We start from the raw sequence: 18650 nt of genomic DNA, 5'->3' as shown, positions 1-18650 counted from the left end.
ATTGGGATAAGTGAGGGTTTACTAACCGTGCACCTATATGATGTTTGGTGGTAGCCTGAAATGCTAACGCCCGGCCGTGTCGAAACACAGCCGGGCGTTGGCATTTCAGGCTGAGGCAATAATCGCGCTGCGCGGCTACAGACGGAATTGCGCGCCTACCTTGACACCGAAGTTGCTAGTGCCCGGGGCATCGCGGTAAGTCAGACGATGAATAAAGTCGACTCGGACAAACTTAAAAATGTTCTCCACGCCGTAGCCTACTTCTACATAAGGGGTGGAAATGGGGCCGGGCAGTTCGGGTGCGTCGCCGTTGACGCGGCGGGCGCGGTCCGAAAGCTTGCCGTAGAGCACATTGCCGGTGGCGACTAAACGCCAGTTGAGGGCGCGAATGCCGGGAATGGAATTGACAAGCAGGCCTTCAAAATGGTGGTCGAGGCGTAGGGTGGCCGAGCGGTCGGTGATGAACTCGAAGTAGTTCATCAGGTTGAAGGCGTTGGCGTTATAGAATGGCGTCTGGTTGCCCAGCGGGGTTTTGAGGATGATGTAGGGCAGCGCCGTGGGAATGTAATTACCCTCGGCGCGGTAAGTGAGCCGGCCCAGCTGGCCCACCGACACGCTGTGCGAAATAGCCAGGTTGAACTTGTGATACATGAAGTCGCCCTGCGTCCAGTCGATGGCTCCCAGGGTGTAGCGGAAGCTGAACACCGGCCAGCGTTTCAGGCCCACGGCCCGGCGGCGGGTTTCGCTCTGCACCAGGTTTTCGTCGGGGGCGTAGCGTGATTCGGACACAATCTCGCTCAGGTGCAGTATCTCCGAGCTGGGTTCTTCCGTGGGCGGCTGGCCCCCCGGGCCACCGGGGCGGCGGCGAAATTCAAACAGCGGGTTGATATTTTGGTAGCGCACCGTCACCGTCTGGGTGAAGCCGTGGAAGAGGTCGCGCTGCACGCTCAGGGCGGTCAGGTCGCGGAGTACGGGCTTGCCCTGGCGGAAGCGTCCCCAGCGCGAGGCGGCGATAAAAAGGTTGTTGTTGTCGAGAAAGTCGTTATCGAGCAGGGCGGCCTGCTCCACGTCGTGCTTGAACTCGCCGGTAAACACCGTCCAGTGGCGGCGCTCGGCCACGAAGCTCGTGCGGATGCCGTACTTGAAGCGACTGTCCTTGGTACCGTAGGCCACATAGCCCTGCGTGAGCCAGTTGCGGCTGATTTCGGGCGTGGTGCGGAAGCCAAAGCGGAAGCGGTTGCCTTCAAAATCGTTGTTGGCGTAGAGCGTCGAAATCGGCCCCAAATCAAACTTGCCCACGCGTTTGTAGCCGTTCACCAGCAGCTCCACCCAGTCGAGCACGTTGCGGACTGAGGGCAGCTGCTTGGCCGAGTCGAGCACGGCAAAGGTCTGGCGCTCGCTCAGGCTCAGGGTGTCGGGGCGGTGCTGGTCGAAGTAGCCGCCCGCGCCGCCCTGCGGCAGGCCGCTGAGCAGGCCGGTGGCCCCGGCATCCTCCTTATCGGAAGGCTCCATGAGCGACGACACAATGGGCTGGTCATAAAAGCCGGGCTCGTTGTGCACTTGGTTGCGCACAAAATTGCTGCTCACCGTGGTGAAGCGGACCAGCATGGCCGCCTGCTTTTCGTAGGGTCGCACACTGAGCACCAGCTTGGTACGGGTGGGCAGGCCCGCGCCGTCGGTGGGCGAAGTCAGGTCCTGGTAGATGCGCAGGTCGCTCACGAAGTTGATGTTGGCTTCGGGGCTGGCCACGAGGTCGGCGCGGCGCAGGGCGTAGCCTTCCTGGGTAATCCAGATGGTGCCTTTGAAGGCCAAATCGTGGCTGCGCTTGGGCGTAACGGCAATCTTATAGCACCAGTCCTTGCCCACAAACATGGAATCCTGCAGCTCGTAGTCGTAGGTGATGCGGCCACCTTCGGCAATGGGCGAGATGAAGTCCTTGCCCAGCACGTTTTGCCAGTTGGGGTAAAAGTCGAAGTTCTGAAAGTTCGAGCCCAGCATTTGCGAGAGTACCGAGCCTTCGCGCGGGCCCACGCCTCGCATCTGCTTGTGCAGCAGGTCTTCGCGGCGGCGTACCGGGTTGTTGCGCTGGTACACCCGTGAGCCCACCTCCGAAGCGAAAATGGGGAGGGGTGCATCCACATCGGCCGCCGCGGCGGCACCCTGGCGCACGGCCAGCGCCCGAATATCCTTGATAACCTTGCGATTGGACAGGCTCTTGGGCAGGTCAATCAGGCTGGTCTCGATGCGGTTGTAGGAGTCGTACTCGGCCGCTTGCAGGGCGCTGCGGGCGTTTTCGGACTTGTGCTTCTGCACCTCGCGCAGGATGCGGAAGGCGGGGTTTTCGCCGGGGCGGACCACTACTTCGCCCAGGGCCACGCCGCCGGTTTTCATGCGGAACAGCACCGTTTGCACGGCCGCGTTGCTGAGCTTGCGCCGCTGGGTGGCAAAGCCCAGGGCCGAGGCCGCAATGGAATCGGGCGAGCCCGTGGTAGCGAGCTTGAATTTGCCGTCGGCATCGGCTGTGACGCCGGCGCTACTTTTAGGAATAAAGATGGAAGCAAAAGGCACCGGCTCGCCGTTGGTAGCTTCCACCACTTGGCCACTGATTACAATACGCTGGGCTGCGGCTGGCAGTGCCAGGAGGCACACCAGGAGCAACGGAGCAAGAAATTTCATACGAAGTATAAAAGAGCCAAATGCCAAAAACCTAAGTGGTCCGGCAATTTACGCAAAGCGCACGCGGCTCCCAACTAGTTCCGTGCCGAAAACAGGAAAATTTCTGGTGAAAGATTAAACCTGCCAAGCGAATAGCTGTCGGGTCTCGACCAACCGTGTAAGAGCTATTTGGGACAGCCAGCCGAGTGGCCCGGAATTAAAAATATCCCCGCCCCAGCCGAAGCCGAAGCGGGGGCAAATAGTGCACATTGGATATTGGTAACCTTAGCGGATGACCAGAGTGCCGCCTCCGCTGGTGGGCAGGCGGCGCTCGCCGGCGGCCAGCACGCCCCGGGCCTGGCCAAATGAGAAGCCCGGTGTATTGGCGGTCAGCCCGGTGATGTTGCCGCCGCCCGAAGCTACCAAGTTGCCACCACCGGCTGCCACTACGTTGCCGCCGCCGGCCGCTACCACGTTGCCACCCCCGGCCGCCACTACGTTGCCACCCGAATTCATCACCGAAATGGCGGCTACCTGATTGCCTTGCAGCACGGCTACGGCAAAGTTGCCGTTGGACAGCGGGGCGTAGCCCAGGCGCACGCCGCTTTGCAGGTATTGCTTCACGTAGCCGGCCAGCTCGTTGTAGTTGCCCCAGCTGCCGTTGTTGTAGAGGTGAATGTTGCACTCGCAGGCGTCGCCCTGGCCCACGGGGGCACGGTTGGCCATCTGCTTGTAGGCCTGTGCAATCCAGGGGTCGCGGCACTGGGCCGAGGCTGTGGGGCCGGATAACAGTAAGGGAAGCACCAGAAGCGAGAGGAGCGTTTTGAACATAAGATAAATTGGAAAAGGGATGCGAAAACGGCCATACGGCCGGCCCGTCCTTCGGGTGCATCGAAACTAGTGGGGGCGCAACCCGGCCACCAAGGCGCGTCTACCAAGATGCCCGGAAAGTCGACGGGGGCAATCAGGGGTCGATAAATGGATGAGTGGGCGCTCACTGAAGTTCGGTGGCGCTGGTTCCGGTCAGCCATATTTCGGTGCCCGGCGGCAGCGGGCTGGTGGTGCTCATATCGAGCAAGAGCCCGCGCACCGGGCCGGCAGCGTCGTCGGGGCGGCTCACTTCTTCCACTGTGGCGGTGCCCGACTGATGGGTGCCATCGGGCAGGAGGGCGGTTATCGCCAGTGCCGTGTGCAGGGCGTAAGGCAGCAGCAATGGGGTGAGGCCGTCGGGCAGCGCCAGCAGGCCCAGGCCCGGCAGCGGCCAAGTGGTGGCTACGCGCAGGAGCAGGCCGGAGGAAGTCATGGTCCGGCTTACGAATTTGAAGGAGACGGGGGCGTGGTTGCGGCTTCCAGTACCGGGGTGGGCTCTGGCGAACTGGCCTTGGGCAGCGGCCCGAGGTAATTGGCCGCGTTCGAGATAACGAAGACCGTGGACACGAAGCCGGCGATTTTTTCCAGCAGCAACAGCACCTGGGTGGTGCCAGCCGCCGGCGTCACGGTGCCGCCCGAGTTGCTGATGAGCGTGCCCACGCTGTGGTAAAATAGTTGCCCAAATATTTCCAATTCCGACCCCGGCCGCAGCCCGGCAAAGGCATGCCCGTTCACGCGGTAGAGGCAGTAAAAATCGAGGGCGAAGGACAGCGCAATCATGCCCAGATTGAGCGATACGAGCAGCAGAAATTGCTGGAAGGTGTCGCGCAGGGCGGCTAAGGCCCGGAAATTATGCAGCAGAAAGTAGCCGGTTTTGCCGGCCGCCGCCGCCAGCAGCAGGCCCGTAATCACATCGGAGGGCAGGCCCTCGTGCTTATCGAGCAGGTAGAGGGCCAGGCCCAGCAGCAGCAACAGCCCGTGCTGCCAGAGCAGGCGATAAAGTTGGTTTTGCAGCAGCACTTGTTTCATGGGAGCGCAAGGAATGCGCGGCGGGTGTAGCGTGAGTGAATGTAGCGCGGACTTGCAAAGCCTGCGCTACACCTCCACTTTCAGCGTGGCCGGCCCTTTGGTTACTTCAAACAGCTCGCCGTGGGGCACGATGGTAATCTGGCCGTACTCCTGGAGCAGCATTTTGTAGGCTTCCGATACTGGTCGGGGCTGGCGGTCGAGGTCGAAGAGGCCACAGGGATTCACGGTGCCTACTTGGCGCTCTAGGCCCTTGTCCCAGTCAAGCTGGTCGATGAGCGAGTACCAAGTGAAGCCGAGAACGGGCACGCCTTCTTTCCTCATTCTGAGGATGTTTACCCACTGCTTCCAAAGCCAGGTGGGAGCTTCCTTGGCTTCGAGGACGTTGGTTTCGGTGTGCATCACCGGCTTTTTGTAGCGCTGGTAGTAGTCGTGGGTGATGTTGTACCAGCCCAGTACGTCCATGCTGGTGCAGATTTCGCCATTCGGCAGCATGATTTTCTCGTTGCGGCCGTAGTAGTCGTTGCCCATCACCTGGTAGCCGGGCGGCTCGCCGGCCATAAACCAGTCGTATTCGCGCCGCGTCAGCCCATTGTCGTAGAGGTAATTGAGAACGTCGCCCTCGGGATGGTGGCCGTAAAGTAAATCGAGCGCCGCGAAGCGTAGCTTGTTCTGCATCTGTACTTCATAGGTGTGCTCAGCGCGCAGCTCGTGCGTAAATTCGGCCGACTCACTCTGCACGATGATGCAATCGGGCCGGTGCTTGGCAATGCGTTGCGTGCCCATGATGCTGGCAGCTACAATGTGCTTCAGGGCCGTCACAAAGGCCTTGTCTGACTTCAACTGCTCGTTCCAGATGCCGTCTTTGGCGCTCATCCTGGCCGTCACGTAAATCTCGTTCACTGGCGTGTAGAAGCGCACCCACGGGTAGCGCTTCACCACTTCCTCGCAATAGGCCGCGAAGTGTACCGGCAGTTCAGGATTCTGGAAATCACCAATGAAATCGGGCACGCCGAAGTGCATCAAATCCAGAATTGGCGTGATTTCCAGGCGCTGCATTTCGGCCATCGCCAGGTCGGCAAATTCCCAGTCGTACTTGGTGGGGCTGAGCTGGATTTTATAGTACGGCAGGCCGTAGCGCAACACTTTCAAGCCCATGCTTTTCACCAGCGCCAAGTCCTCTTGGTAGCGCTTGTAATGGTCGCACTCGGCCAGCAAATCGCGGCGGGTTTTGCCGCCGTCGATGGTCGGGTAGCTGCACTCGATGCCGGTGGCAAACATAAAGTTGTTGGGCAGGCCCGTGGGCAAGCCATTGCCGTTGTGCCCGCGTGCGCCGCCAAATTCGTCGCCCTCGTAGTTGCCGTCGCCGAAATGCTCGTTGATTTCCGTGAGAAAGGACTTCATTTATAATGGTTAATGATTAACGATTAGTAGTTAATTGGGTAGTGAATAAGGCAGGTTAATCGGGATTCATTAACCACTAACCGTTAATCATTAACCATTACTTAAGGCTTTCCAGAAACTTATCGGCCGTGCGCAGGCTCAGGGCCATAATCGTCAGGGCCGGGTTCACGCTCAGTGCGCTCGGGAAGGTGGAGTTATCCGAGATGTAGAGGTTGGGCACGTCGAAGGCACGGCCGTTGGCATCCACCACCGCATCGTCGCCGCTCTTGCCCATGCGGGCCGTGCCGATGACGTGCGCGTAGCGCTGAAACGCCCAGATGTCGGTAGCGCCGGCGGCTTCCCAGATGCCGCGCATTACTTTTTCGGCGTGGGCATTCATGCGCTGCTCGTTTTCCTGGGCCGTGAAGTGCAGGCGCGGCTTGGGCAGGCCCCGCGCGTCTTTCTCCTCGGCCAGCTCCAGGAAGTTGTCGGCGTGGGGCAGGCAGTCGCCCAGAATGTTGATGCCGGCAATGTGGTTGTAGTTGCGCATGTAGTCGCGCAGGGGCTGGCCCCAGAGCTTGCGGCCCCGCGCCACCTGGCCCGCGAACGTCACCGGCATCACGCCAATGCTTTGCAGCAGATAGCCGCCAATAAAATCGGCCCCGGCCGGCCGGTGGGTATCCTGCGAAATCAGCCCGCCGGGAATGCCTTTGTTAGGCCGCACTTCATCAGCAAATGTGCCCCACACTTGCAGACCGGGGTGGGCCATGAGGTTGCGGCCCACCTGCCCGCTGGTCAGCGCCAGCTCATTCAGCAGCAGCAGGCGCGGCGTTTCCACCGAGCCGCCGCAGAGGAAGAGGTGGCGGCAGCGCTGGCGCTTCTGCTCGCCGTTTTGGGTGTACACCACGCCGGTTACGTAGCCCCGCGCATCGCGCTCAATCTCCGTCACGAAGCTGTTGGGCCGGATATCCGCCCCGTGCTTCACCGCCAAGGGAATGAAGGTTACATCCATGCTCGACTTCGCGCCATTGGAGCAGCCGGCCTGACAGAAGCCCCGGTTGGTGCAGGCCTCGCGCCAGCCCACGCCCTCCTGGTAGTAGCGGGCCGAGAGCGCCGCATTGGCTGCCGGCGAGGTGCGAATGCCCATTTTCTCCGCGCCGCGCGCCATCAACTGGGCGGCGCTATTGAGCGGCAGCGGGGCCAGCGGGTAGCCCTTGCGGCGGGCAGGGCCCCAGGGGTAGGGCGTGGGCCCCGAAACGCCGATAAACTGCTCCACTTCCTCGTAGTACGGGGCCAGTTCCTCGTAGCTCACCGGCCAGTCTTCGCCCTGCCCAAAGTCGCGCCTGATGTGCAAATCATCGGGCAGCGGGCGCGGGGTGTAGGCTGTGTAGTGCAGCGTGGAGCCGCCCACGCCGGTACCAGAGTTATTCTTGCCCATGGCCAATGGGTCCTGGCCGGCGGCCAGCCGCTCGTCGTTCCAGAACAGGAAATCTTGGGCCTTTTCGTCGGTGGCAAAATCGGTTTCGGGGTTGTGCCAAGGGCCGGCTTCCAGAGCCACCACCTTCAGGCCAGCAACGGCGAGGCGGGCCAGCAGCGGCGCGCCGCCCGCACCCAGCCCAATCACTACGCAGTCGACTTCGTCGGCTTCGAGCTCGATGGCCTGGGGCTGCTCTTTGGGTGTATCGGCCGCCACGGGGGCAGCAGCGGGCTCATCGGCCAGCAGCGAGCGCAGCAGCGGGTCCTGAATTTCGGGCTTGACGGGGTTAAGGACGCCTTCTTCGAGAACTTCTTCGTCGGGCATTTTTGCAATGAGTGAATGAGTGAATGGATGACTGAGTAAATGGAGACTGACGGGCTAGGGAGTGGTGCATACGCTGGTGCCATTCACTCCTTTACCCATTCACTCATTCACCCATTGTCACCTCCCGGTCTTCTTTTTCGTTGAGGCCGATTTTCGTCCAGGCCGGCAGGTCGGCCATGCCCACGTAGCCGATTTCCTCCTGCGCCAGCGGGTGAGCGTAATAGGTTTCGGTTAGTTCGGCCAGCATTTCCTCGAAAAAGCGGCCGGCATTCAGGGTTTTCCAGGTAGCGCCGGGGGGCGTGCCACTGGCCAGCGCTTGCAGCACCGCGTCTTGTTGCTCGGCAGTCAGCGTCGTGAAATCAGCCTGAAACTGCGCCTGCGCTATTTCCTGGATGCCCCCCAGGCCCATGCGGTAAGCTTCGCGGTCAGGCGGCAGGGCGTCGTAGCGCCAGCCATCGGCGCGGCCTTCGGTCAGGCGCTGGTCCACGGCTGGGGCCAGGGCGATGGGTGCGTCGGCCCGGTCGGGCTGCGGAAGCAGGCGGGCCGCTACCGCTTCGAGCAGGGCATAGGTTTCGGGGGCCAGAAACTGTGGCGTGTAGGTGGCGGGCGCATCGAGGCGGGCCTGCACGGCGGCGCGGGTGGCTTCCGACACGTGCGGCGTGTCGAGCAACGCGCGCACGGTGCCGCTGGGATAAGTAGGGAGGGGCATAAGTCGGGCTTGGGCTGGCGTAGCATCACGGACAACGGCTCAGCTAAATTGTTTACGAGCGGAACAGCCCGGAAGGGTGGAGGTTTTCAACGGTATTTCTTCAACAGAACCCAGTAAAAAAGCCGCCGGCTTTGGGCCGGCGGCTTTTTTGAGCACGAGAAACCCGGGCCTTATTTGAACAGCGCCAGGGCTTTGATGAAGGTTTGCGACACGCCCCAGGCCAGGGGCAGGCCCACCACCAGCCAGGCCAGCACCAATGAGCCGCCCACGCCGGGCTCGGCGGTGGGAGGAGGAGAAGAATTGGGTTGCGGATTCATATCGAAGTCAAGTTAAGGTTTGAAAGACTGTGACTTAGTGGGCACCGGCTTCTGCCGTCACGGGGCCTTTTTCGTAGTAGTGTTCGTTCACGGCGTGTACGAGGATGTTGGAAATAAAGCCCACCACCAGCAGGCCCGCCATGGTGTAGAACACCGTTTGGTACATGGCCGCGCCGGTGAAGCCTTGGGCCTTGCGGCTATCGGACAGGTAATGCACGATGAGCGGGCCGAGCACGCCAGCTGTGCTCCAGGCCGTGAGCAAACGGCCGTGAATGGCCCCCACCTGGTACTTGCCAAACAGGTCGGATAGATAGGCCGGAGCCGTAGCAAAACCGCCGCCGTACATGCTGATAATCACGCAGGCCACTACTACAAACAGCGTTAGCTGCGCGTGGGCCCCCAGCGTGGGAGCCAGCGCATAAAGCACCGCACCCAGGCCAAAGTAAATGGCATAAGCCACCTTGCGCCCCAATTTATCCGAAGCCGACGACCAGAAGAAGCGGCCCAGCAGGTTAGACAAGCTGAGCAGGCCCACAAAGCCCGCGCCGGCCGCCGCCAGCGCCGTGCTGTCCATGCCCTTGCCTTTCGCCGTGCCGGAAATAACGGCCTGAATGAGCGGCGAGGCGGTTTCGAGTACCCCGATGCCGGCCGTTACGTTGCAGAGCAGCACCACCCACAGCATCCAGAACTGCGGCGTTTTGATGGCGTTGTCGGCCGAGACGTTGGCCGTGGTAATCATCTCGTTGTGCTCGGTGCTGGGCACGTAGCCGGCGGGTTTCCAGTCATCGGCGGGCACACGGATGGTCCATACGCCAAACTGCATGAAAATCAGGTAAATGATGCCCATTACGATGAGCGTGGGAGCCACGCCCATGGGGGCCGAGCCTTTGAAGTGCGTCATCAGGTTGTTGGCCAGCGGCGAGCCAATCATGGCACCGCCGCCAAAGCCCATGATGGCCATGCCCGTGGCCACGCCCTTGCGGTCCGGGAACCATTTAATCAGCGTGCTCACCGGCGAAATGTAGCCGATGCCAAGCCCGATGCCGCCTACAACGCCGTAGCCGAAATACAGCAGCCAGATATTGTGCAGGTGCACGCCCAGCGAGGCAATCAGGAAGCCCCCGCCGAAGCAGAGCGACGACGCCAGCATGGCCTTGCGCGGCCCCACGCGCTCCAGCCACTTCCCAAAAATGGCCGCCGACAGGCCCAGCAGCACGATGGCGATGGAAAACGTGATGCCGATTTGCAGCGGCGTCCAGTCGTCGGGCGCGGGCTTAGCCGGGTCGCCACTGATGAGCGCGCCCAGCGGCTTGTTGAACACGCTGAAGGCGTAGGCTTGCCCGATGGCCAGGTGAATGGCCAGGGCCGCCGGCGGCACCAGCCAACGGTTGTAGCCCGGACCGGCCACCGTGCGGCTGCGGTCGAGCAGGGAGGAGGAGTTTTCGGCCATGTAAAATGTGGGAATTGAAGTGAAGGAAGAGAACAGGAAATGCCGCTGCCGCTGCGCCTAACGTGCTGAAAGCGGGCGACAAGTGCCAAGGTAACCGGCGGCTTCGTTGGTTGATTATTCGCGGCGCGAAAAGTTTGCTAAACAGGTATAGGTGCTGAAAACGCTACTCGTCGCTGCTGAGCTTGCCGCCGGTCACGTGCACGAGGCTGCCGGTCATGAACGAGCCGTCCTGCGAGGCCAGCAGCACGTAGGCCGGGGCCAGTTCCTCGGGCTGGCCGGGGCGCTTGAGGGCGACCTCGTGGCCGAATTTGGCGATTTCCTCGCGCGGCATGGTGCCGGGGATGTTGGGCGTCCAGACCGGGCCGGGCACCACGCAGTTCACCCGAATGCCCTGCTCGCCCAAGTACAGCGCCAGCGACTTCGTGAGGGCATGAATGCCGGCTTTCGAGCAGGCATAATCCACCAAAATGGGGATGCCGGTGATGCCCACGATGCTGCCCGTATTGATGATGCAGTCATCCTTTTTGAGGTGCGGAATCACGGCCTGCGCCATCCAGATATACCCCATGATGTTGGTGTCGAAGGTGCGGCGAATCTGCTCCTCCGGGATGTCCTCGAACTTGGCCTGGCTCATCTGGAAGGCGGCGTTGTTCACCAGGATATTCAGCCCGCCCAGTTCGGCCAGGGTGCGGCGCACGGCCTGCTTGCACTGTTCTGGGTCGCGCACGTCGAGCTGGAGCAGCAGGCACTTGCGCTTCTCCTTCTCGACCATTTGCTTGGTTTTTTCAGCATCCTCCACGTTTTCGTTGAAGACGACGGCCACGTGCGCGCCTTCTTTGGCGAAGGCAATGGCCACGGCGCGGCCAATACCCGAGTCGGCCCCGGTAATGATGGCAACCTTATCCTTGAGCTTGCCAGCGGCTTTGTAGTTAGCCAGGTCCGAGTCGGGTTGCAGCTTCATGTCGGCCTGTTTGGCCGGGTAAGGCAGCTTCTGAGCGGCGGCCTTCATATCCTTGGCCGTGGGGCGGCGCTCGGTCTTGACAGGAGCGGCTTTTTTAGCGGGAGCGGCGGACTTTTTGGCGGCGGCGGGCGCGGTCGGGGTTTTCTTTGGAGGCATAGCGGGCTGGAAAATGTATGCTCCGGTTTACGCGAAAAACCCACCAATGGCTGCTGCTGGCCCGGTTATTTGCCCATGTGGGTGCCTCGGTGGCTCAGAGGCGGCGCAGCACCACGCGGCGGTTGCGGGGGCGCTGGGCAGGGTCGGCGTTGTCGGCCACGGGCTGGGTGCCGCCGTAGCCCACCGGCCGAAGCTGGGCCGTGCCCACGCCGTGGGCCGTGAGGTAGAGGCAAACCGCCTCGGCCCGCTGCTGCGAGAGCTGGCGGTTCAGCTCGGCGTTGCCCACGTTGTCGGTGTGGCCCTGCACTTCGAGGCGCAGCGTCGGCTGGGCGCTCAGGATGGCGGCCAATTGGTCGAGGGCGGCGCGGGAAGGGGGCAGCAGGCGGGCCTGGCCCTGGTTGAAATACAACTCCGGAAGCGTCACCGTTTCGCCCACGGCCAGGCGGCTCAGGCGAGCACTGCCGGTGCTGTCGGCCAGCCGCAGACTCGGCACGGGAGCGGAGGGCAAAGCCAGTGCGGCCGATTTAGCCACCGCCAGCGGCGGCGCGGTTGGACGGCGCAGCGAAGCGGGCCGCCGGGGACTAACGGCAACTCGCGGCGTGGGCGCTGGCGGGGCTTTTGCTGCTGGGAGGGGTGCAGGAATTGGGCGGCCCACCTGTGGGCGCGGATTGGCCCGGAACAGAAATGCCGTCGGAATGGGCTCAGGCTTGGGTGTTTCGGCCGTCATACCCCAGAGGTTGCGCCACGAGGAGGGCGGCGGCGTCAGCGGAATGTCGGGCCGCTCCCAGGTAATCTGCATTTTGGTGTCGAGGATATCCTGGTAGTAATCGACTCGCAGCTTGTAGGGCTGGCCGGCCTTCAGCTCGACGCCGGTGGTGAAGGTGCGTACCGGCTGGGGGCGCCATTCATTTATCACCAACTGGTCGTTCAGCCAGATGCGGATGCCGTCGTCGACGGTCGCATGCAGCACGTAGCGCCCGCTCACGGGCGGCACCAGCCAGCCCGTCCAGCGCACCGAGAAATACTCGGCGGCCACACCCGGCGCGGGCGGCGCGTGGCCCCAGTCGAAAGCCAGCGTAGGGTCGTAGCGTCGCGTCACGAGGCGCTCAAAATCAGTACCTTCGTAATATTCGCCCAGGATGCCAGTGCCGGCCGGGGCCTGCGCCCGCACCGGAGCTGCCAGCAGCCCCATCAGCAACCCAAGCAGCGGCCCGAGGGGCCGCCGGTCATTCGCCAAAGCCATGCTGCAAGAACGCAAATTATGCGCGGCTGGTATTTTGAGCCGGAATATTTGCAAGCACTTGGTTTAAGTGCCGTAAGGCACCTCCCAAGCAGGTTTGCGGCTACTTGAACTCGTTGCCGCAGTGGAAGCAGTGGAACCGGTTGCCCCGCACCGGAAACCGCAGCAGCACCGACAGCAACCCCGACCAGAACCCGTAGGTATTGCGTGTGGCCGGCCCATACGCCACGTCCGACGAGCCGCAGCGCGGACAACGCGGCGTCACCGGGTCGGGCGCATCGGCGGCGAAGGAGGCAATGTCCGGCCCGGTAGCGCGGGGCGCGGGTTCGGCGTGTAGGATTTCGAGTGCGGCCTGCGCGTCAGCCTGCCGCACGTGCAGCCGCACACCGCCCGTAATGGGGCTATACAGCGGCAGCAGCCCCACCAGATTCTCGTTGCTCAGAAAACACGGAATACCCGCCGCCTCGAGCCGGGTGCGGGCCAGGTTGGCCGCCATCGGCTCGTAAAACGATTCAAGAAAAACGACGGAATCGGGGCTGGACACTTTTAGCAGTGTTGAGTTTTGAATGTTGAGAGTTGAATTGATTAGGTCATTTGCAATAGCATGCAATGCTCAATTGCCAACTCAACATTCAACCCTCAACATTACACACTTCTTATTTCGGCTGCTGCCGGGTCGCGGCGTCGATGCCGTTTACGGCGTGGCCGGCTTGCAGGCTCACGAACTCGGCCTGACGGGCGCGGACGCGCACTTCGTCGCGGGCGGGCATGTCCATGCGTACCTGTTTTAGCTGGTCGTTCAGGCGCTGGTACACGGCGCGGGCGTAGTCCCAGTCGCGGTCGGTCCAGGTGGCGCGCTGGGTGCGGGTTTCGCGCACCAGCTGGCCGTAGGCGGCCGGCAGGTCCTGGGGCGTGAGGGAGTTAATCTGGCCGTTGTAGGGGCCCATCAGCTTGGCTTCCATGGCCAGCTGCTGGCGCGGGTCGAGGGGCCGGGCGCGGCGGGCGCGGTTACTGGCATCGTAGGTGGCCGTGGCCTTGCCGATGCGGGACAGCTTGTGAGCGGCGGTGCGGGCCACGGTGTCCAGCTCGCGGCCGGCCTTACGAGCTACTTCCCGGCGCTCGTTTGGCGTCGAGTCGCAGCCCGTGAGCAGTAGGGCGGCCAGCAATGCCCCGCCAAGATTCAGGCCCACCAGCCGATTACGCAATTCACCATCCATGGCACAAACACAGTAAGTAGGTTGCAAATAACGGCCACTGCGGCCGCATGTGCCCTGTACTACCGCGCTGGCCGAAAGGTTAGCGCAAGCACCTGCCCAAGCTGGAGAGGCCGCAATAAGCATTTGCCTAAAACAGCTCGGCCGCCACGCGCCGGATGCTTTCCGACTTGCCCATCGAGTAATAATGCAGACAGGGCACGCCGTGCGCCATCAGCTCGCGGCTTTGGTTGAGGCACCACTCGATGCCGATGGCGCGGGCGGCCTCGTTGTCGCGGCACTGGCTGATGGCTTCCGACAGGGCCTCGGGCAGGTTGAGGTAGAAGGCCCGGGGCAGCATGGTGAGCTGGCTCTTAGTGGTCAGCGGTTTCAGGCCGGGGATGATGGGCACGGTGATGCCCGCCTCGCGGCACTTGCGCTCAAACTTGAAAAACTCCTCGTTGTCGAAAAACATCTGGGTCACGATGTAGTCGGCTCCGCGGTCCACCTTGTGCTTCAAAAACTTAATGTCGGAAGCGTAGTTCGGCGCTTCGAAGTGTTTTTCGGGGTAGCCGGCCGTGCCGATGCAGAAGTTGGTGGCCCAGGTATCGTCCTGTTCCTCATCCAGATACTCGCCCTTGTTCAGGTTGGCCACCTGGCCGATGAGGTCGCAGGCGTAGGCGTGGCCATCAGGCTCGGGCTTGAAGTGACCTTCCGATTTGATGGGGTCGCCGCGCAGGGCCAGAATGGAGTCGATGCCCAGAAAGTGCAGGTCAATCAGCGCGTTCTCCGTCTCTTCCTTCGTGAAGCCGCCGCAGATGAGGTGCGGCACGGTGTCCACGTCGAAGCGGTTTTTGATGGCCGCGCAAATGCCCACCGTGCCGGGCCGGCGGCGCACGGTTTTCTTCTCCAGCAGCCCGTTGGGATGGTGGCGGTACACGTACTCCTCGCGGTGGTAAGTCACGTCGATAAACGGCGGCTTAAACTCCATCAGCGGCTCGATATTCGAGAAGAGCGTGTGAATGTTTTCGCCCTTTTTGGGCGGCAGTACCTCAAAGGAGAAGAGGGTTTTGCCGTTGGCCTGGGCGAGGTGGTCGGTAACTTTCATATAAGTAGCGTGGACTCTGCGAGTCCGCGCATGGAAGCGTTAGGGCAATGATTGATATTGGTGCGGGCGCGGACTCGCAGAGTCCACGCTACACTACTTCTTCGGCTCGTAGTTCAGGTTCGGCATCAGCCAGCGCTCCAGCTCGGCCGTTTCCATGCCCTTGCGGCGGGCGATGTCGCTCACTTGGTCTACGCCAATGCGGCCGAGGCCGAAATACCGCGAATCCGGGTGGGCGTAGTACAGGCCGCTCACCGACGAGGCCGGGTACATGGCCAGGTTTTCCGTTAAGGAAATACCGGTTTTGCCCTCGGCTTCGAGCAATTGGAACAGGGTAATTTTCTCGGTGTGGTCGGGGCAGCCGGGGTAGCCGGGGGCGGGGCGCACGCCGCGGTATTTCTCCTGCACGAGGTCTTCGTTGGTGAGGTGCTCGTCGGGCGCGTAGCCCCAGAACTCGCGGCGCACCCTTTCGTGCAGGCGCTCGGCGAAGGCTTCGGCCAGGCGGTCGGCCAAGGCCTTCACCATGATGCTGGAGTAGTCGTCGTGGTCGGCTTCGTACTGCTCAATGAGCTTTTCGATGCCGATGCCGGCCGTGACGGCAAAGCCGCCCAAATAGTCGGCGCGGCCGGTTTCTTTCGGTGCCAGGAAGTCGGAGAAGGCCAGGTTGGGGATTTTCGGGCCTTTCTCGCCCTGCTGCCGCAGCGTGAAAAACTCGGTGGCTACCGTGGTGCGGGTGTCGTCGGCGTAGACTTCGATGGTGTCGTAATCCTTGGTGTTGGCCGGCCAGAAACCCAGCACGGCGCGGGCCGTGAGCAGATTGCCATCGATGATTTGGGCGAGCATCGTCTGCGCGTCCTCAAACAGCTTGGTGGCGGCTTCGCCCAGGTTTTCGTCTTCCAGAATGCGCGGGTAGCGGCCCTTTAGCTCCCAGGTATGGAAGAAGGGCGTCCAGTCGATGTACTGAGCCAGCTCGGCGAGGTCATAATCCTCCAGCACTTTGGTGCCGAGGAAGCTGGGCTTGGTGATGGGCACCGTGTTCCAGTCCGACTTAAAGCCATTTTCACGCGCTGCCTCAATGGTCAGGTAATTCTTTTCGCGCTGGCGGCTGGCGTAATCGGCGCGCAGGGCGGCGTAGTCGTCGGCCACGGTTTGGGCGTAGGCTTTTTCGCCCGAGCCGAGCAGGCCGGCCGCCACGCCCACCGAGCGCGAGGCATCGTTCACATGCACCACCGGGCCGCTGTAGGACGGCGCGATTTTCACGGCCGTGTGCAGGCGCGAGGTAGTGGCCCCGCCAATGAGCAGGGGCACTTTCATCCCGCGCTTTTCCATGGCCTGGGCCACGTACACCATCTCATCGAGCGAGGGCGTGATGAGGCCGGAAAGGCCGATAACATCCACGTTTTGCGCCTGTGCTTCGTCGAGAATCTTTTCCAGCGGCACCATCACGCCGAGGTCCACGATGTCGAAGTTGTTGCAGGCCAGCACCACGCCCACGATGTTCTTGCCGATGTCGTGCACATCGCCCTTCACCGTCGCCATCAGAATTTTGCCGGCCGTCTGGCGGTCCGAGCCCTGCTTGTCGGCCAGCAAATACGGCTCCAGATACGCTACGGCCTTCTTCATCACACGGGCCGATTTCACGACCTGTGGCAAGAACATTTTGCCGGCCCCGAACAGGTCGCCTACCACGTTCATGCCGGCCATCAGCGGGCCTTCAATCACGTCGAGCGGGCGGGCCAGCTCCTGGCGGGCGGCCTCGGTGTCTTCGTCAATAAACTCCGTGATGCCCTTCACCAGCGCGTGCGACAGGCGCTCCTGTACTGGTAGGCTGCGCCACTCGTCGGCCACCACTTCGGCCTTGTCCTTTTGCTTGACGGTGTCGGCAAATTCCACAAGGCGCTCGGTGGCATCGGCGCGGCGGTTCAGCAGCACGTCTTCGACCAGCTCCAACAGGTGGGGCTCAATTTCATCGTACACGCCGAGCTGGCCAGGGTTCACAATGCCCATGTCGAGGCCAGCCCGAATGGCGTGGTAGAGGAAGGCCGTGTGCATGGCCTCGCGCACCACGTCGTTGCCGCGGAACGAGAAGCTGATGTTGCTGATGCCGCCGCTGGTGAGCGCGCCGGGCAGGTTCTGCTTAATCCAGCGCACGGCCTCGATGAAGTCGAGCGCGTAGTTGCGGTGCTCGTCCATGCCCGTGCCCACGGTCAGGATGTTGGGGTCGAAAATGATGTCGGACGGGTCGAAGCCCACTTCCTGCGTCAGGATGTTGTAGCTGCGCTGGCAGATTTCGATGCGCCGTTCGAGCGAGTCGGCCTGGCCGTTCTCGTCAAAGGCCATCACCACCACAGCGGCGCCGTATTGGCGCACCGTGTGGGCCCGCTCGCGGAAGGCCGCTTCGCCTTCTTTCAGCGAAATCGAGTTGACAATGCTCTTGCCCTGCACGCATTTCAGGCCGGCTTCGAGCACGCTCCATTTCGAGGAGTCAATCATTACTGGCACCCGGGCAATGTCGGGCTCTGAGGCGATGAGGTGCAGGAACGTCGTCATCACCTGCTCGGAGTCGAGCATGCCTTCATCCATGTTGATGTCGAGTACCTGCGCGCCTTCCTCCACTTGCAGGCGGGCCACGGCCAGGGCTTCCTCGTAGGCACCAGTCCGAATGAGGCGTGCGAAGGCGCGCGAGCCGGTCACGTTGCAGCGCTCGCCCACGTTCACGAAGAGACTTTCCTCTTTGATGGTAAACGGTTCCAGACCGCTCAGGCGCGTAGTCGGCGAAATGGCCGTGGGCAACTGGCGGGGTTGGTATTTCTCAGCCAGCTTGCTCAGTTCGGCGATGTGCTGGGGCGTGGTGCCGCAACAGCCGCCCACCACCGTCACAATGCCTTCTTTCAAATACTCTTCGACCAGCGCGGCGAATTCCTGGGCCGATTCATCATAGCCGCCGAAGGCGTTGGGCAGCCCGGCGTTGGGGTAGGCCGAGATGTGCACGTCGGAAATGCGGCTCAGCTCCTGCACGTACTGGCGGAGCTGGTCGGCGCCGAGGGCGCAGTTCAGGCCCACGCTCAGCAGCGGCAAGTGGCGAATCGAGTTCCAGAAGGCCTCCACCGTCTGGCCCGAAAGCGTGCGGCCCGAGGCGTCGGTGATGGTGCCCGAAATCATGACGGGCACCACGCGGCCGCCTTCGTCGAAGAACTTCTGCACGGCGTAGAGGGCGGCTTTGGCATTCAGCGTGTCGAAGATGGTTTCGATAAGCAGCGTGTCGACGCCGCCGTCCACGAGGCCGCGCACCTGCTCCAGGTAGGCGGTGGCCAGCTCATCGAAGGTCACGGCACGGAAGCCGGGGCGGTTAACATCGGGCGAGAGCGAGGCGGTGCGGTTGGTGGGGCCCACGGCACCGGCCACGAAGCGCGGGCGCTCGGGCGTGGCGTACTCATCGGCGGCCTCGCGGGCCAGGCGGGCAGATTCGTAGTTCAGCTCGTACACAATATGCTCCAAACCATAGTCGGCCTGCGCGATGGTGGTGCCGCTGAAGGTGTTGGTTTCCACCATGTCGGCCCCGGCGGCGAAGTATTCGGCGTGGATGCCTTTGATGATGTCCGGCCGGGTAATGCTCAGTAAGTCATTATTTCCCCGCAGCGGCTTGGGGTGGTCGGCGAAGCGGGTGCCGCGAAAGTCTTCCTCGGTCAGCGGGTGGCGCTGAATCATGGTGCCCATGGCGCCATCAAGAATCAGCAGGCGCTGGCGAAGCAGCTCGGGGAGGCGGTAGCGCGAAGCGAAGGCT

At 62.3% G+C, this 18650-nt stretch carries 15 protein-coding genes; all 15 read right to left on the bottom strand.

Translation table 11 applies throughout. The annotated features are described in order from the left end of the window. Positions 1-135 precede the first annotated feature (135 nt). Positions 136-2676: a DUF5686 and carboxypeptidase-like regulatory domain-containing protein gene (locus ACYU7Q_RS11865; protein ID WP_460609633.1), complete on the bottom strand. Its 2541-nt coding sequence runs from the start codon at positions 2674-2676 to the stop codon at positions 136-138. 264 nt (positions 2677-2940) lie between these two features. Next, positions 2941-3486 (bottom strand): hypothetical protein, encoded by a 546-nt coding sequence (locus ACYU7Q_RS11860; RefSeq protein WP_460609632.1) that lies wholly within the window; start codon positions 3484-3486, stop codon positions 2941-2943. Between the two features lie 163 nt (positions 3487-3649). After that, positions 3650-3958, bottom strand: coding sequence for a hypothetical protein (locus ACYU7Q_RS11855; protein ID WP_460609631.1), 309 nt, complete (start codon positions 3956-3958; stop codon positions 3650-3652). An 8-nt stretch (positions 3959-3966) separates the two neighbouring features. Beyond that, entirely contained in the window at positions 3967-4554 is a 588-nt protein-coding gene (locus ACYU7Q_RS11850; RefSeq protein WP_460609630.1) for a hypothetical protein, read from the bottom strand. 66 nt (positions 4555-4620) lie between these two features. After that, the gene (locus ACYU7Q_RS11845; protein ID WP_460609629.1) at positions 4621-5955 is read right to left on the bottom strand and encodes a glycoside hydrolase family 1 protein; all 1335 of its coding nucleotides are present in this window, start codon (positions 5953-5955) and stop codon (positions 4621-4623) included. A gap of 97 nt (positions 5956-6052) precedes the next feature. Continuing rightward, positions 6053-7735 carry a GMC family oxidoreductase gene (locus tag ACYU7Q_RS11840; protein ID WP_460609628.1) on the bottom strand — a complete coding sequence of 561 codons (1683 nt, stop codon included), beginning with the start codon at positions 7733-7735 and terminating at the stop codon, positions 6053-6055. A 103-nt stretch (positions 7736-7838) separates the two neighbouring features. Beyond that, the gene (locus ACYU7Q_RS11835; RefSeq protein WP_460609627.1) at positions 7839-8444 is read right to left on the bottom strand and encodes a gluconate 2-dehydrogenase subunit 3 family protein; all 606 of its coding nucleotides are present in this window, start codon (positions 8442-8444) and stop codon (positions 7839-7841) included. Between the two features lie 170 nt (positions 8445-8614). Beyond that, a complete protein-coding gene (locus ACYU7Q_RS11830) occupies positions 8615-8761 on the bottom strand; it encodes an MFS transporter small subunit (protein WP_460609626.1) in 147 nt (48 codons plus the stop codon). A 34-nt stretch (positions 8762-8795) separates the two neighbouring features. Further along, on the bottom strand, positions 8796-10211 hold the full coding sequence (locus ACYU7Q_RS11825) for an OFA family MFS transporter (RefSeq protein WP_460609625.1): 1416 nt from the start codon (positions 10209-10211) through the stop codon (positions 8796-8798). Between the two features lie 163 nt (positions 10212-10374). Beyond that, positions 10375-11220: an SDR family oxidoreductase gene (locus ACYU7Q_RS11820; RefSeq protein WP_460609889.1), complete on the bottom strand. Its 846-nt coding sequence runs from the start codon at positions 11218-11220 to the stop codon at positions 10375-10377. A gap of 202 nt (positions 11221-11422) precedes the next feature. After that, positions 11423-12571 carry a PA14 domain-containing protein gene (locus ACYU7Q_RS11815; RefSeq protein ID WP_460609624.1) on the bottom strand — a complete coding sequence of 383 codons (1149 nt, stop codon included), beginning with the start codon at positions 12569-12571 and terminating at the stop codon, positions 11423-11425. A 100-nt stretch (positions 12572-12671) separates the two neighbouring features. Further along, on the bottom strand, positions 12672-13112 hold the full coding sequence (locus tag ACYU7Q_RS11810) for a putative signal transducing protein (RefSeq protein WP_460609623.1): 441 nt from the start codon (positions 13110-13112) through the stop codon (positions 12672-12674). A gap of 112 nt (positions 13113-13224) precedes the next feature. Beyond that, positions 13225-13785 (bottom strand): hypothetical protein, encoded by a 561-nt coding sequence (locus tag ACYU7Q_RS11805; protein WP_460609622.1) that lies wholly within the window; start codon positions 13783-13785, stop codon positions 13225-13227. A 127-nt stretch (positions 13786-13912) separates the two neighbouring features. Continuing rightward, entirely contained in the window at positions 13913-14869 is a 957-nt protein-coding gene (gene metF / locus ACYU7Q_RS11800) for a methylenetetrahydrofolate reductase (RefSeq protein ID WP_460609621.1), read from the bottom strand. 93 nt (positions 14870-14962) lie between these two features. Further along, positions 14963-18583 (bottom strand): methionine synthase, encoded by a 3621-nt coding sequence (metH, locus tag ACYU7Q_RS11795; RefSeq protein ID WP_460609888.1) that lies wholly within the window; start codon positions 18581-18583, stop codon positions 14963-14965. Positions 18584-18650: the final 67 nt, after the last annotated feature.

The organism is Hymenobacter terrigena, assembly GCF_054776515.1.
This window is presented reverse-complemented; position numbering and strand designations above follow the sequence as displayed.

Coding starts and splice junctions, on each gene's coding strand:
- ACYU7Q_RS11820 (WP_460609889.1), bottom strand. CDS start 11,220: ATGAAGGCCGCCGCTCAGAAGCTGCCTTACCCGGCCAAACAGGCCGAC.
- ACYU7Q_RS11845 (WP_460609629.1), bottom strand. CDS start 5,955: ATGAAGTCCTTTCTCACGGAAATCAACGAGCATTTCGGCGACGGCAAC.
- ACYU7Q_RS11815 (WP_460609624.1), bottom strand. CDS start 12,571: ATGGCTTTGGCGAATGACCGGCGGCCCCTCGGGCCGCTGCTTGGGTTG.
- ACYU7Q_RS11865 (WP_460609633.1), bottom strand. CDS start 2,676: ATGAAATTTCTTGCTCCGTTGCTCCTGGTGTGCCTCCTGGCACTGCCA.
- ACYU7Q_RS11830 (WP_460609626.1), bottom strand. CDS start 8,761: ATGAATCCGCAACCCAATTCTTCTCCTCCTCCCACCGCCGAGCCCGGC.
- ACYU7Q_RS11835 (WP_460609627.1), bottom strand. CDS start 8,444: ATGCCCCTCCCTACTTATCCCAGCGGCACCGTGCGCGCGTTGCTCGAC.
- ACYU7Q_RS11855 (WP_460609631.1), bottom strand. CDS start 3,958: ATGACTTCCTCCGGCCTGCTCCTGCGCGTAGCCACCACTTGGCCGCTG.
- ACYU7Q_RS11860 (WP_460609632.1), bottom strand. CDS start 3,486: ATGTTCAAAACGCTCCTCTCGCTTCTGGTGCTTCCCTTACTGTTATCC.
- metH (WP_460609888.1), bottom strand. CDS start 18,583: ATGGGCACCATGATTCAGCGCCACCCGCTGACCGAGGAAGACTTTCGC.
- ACYU7Q_RS11825 (WP_460609625.1), bottom strand. CDS start 10,211: ATGGCCGAAAACTCCTCCTCCCTGCTCGACCGCAGCCGCACGGTGGCC.
- ACYU7Q_RS11805 (WP_460609622.1), bottom strand. CDS start 13,785: ATGGATGGTGAATTGCGTAATCGGCTGGTGGGCCTGAATCTTGGCGGG.
- metF (WP_460609621.1), bottom strand. CDS start 14,869: ATGAAAGTTACCGACCACCTCGCCCAGGCCAACGGCAAAACCCTCTTC.
- ACYU7Q_RS11840 (WP_460609628.1), bottom strand. CDS start 7,735: ATGCCCGACGAAGAAGTTCTCGAAGAAGGCGTCCTTAACCCCGTCAAG.
- ACYU7Q_RS11850 (WP_460609630.1), bottom strand. CDS start 4,554: ATGAAACAAGTGCTGCTGCAAAACCAACTTTATCGCCTGCTCTGGCAG.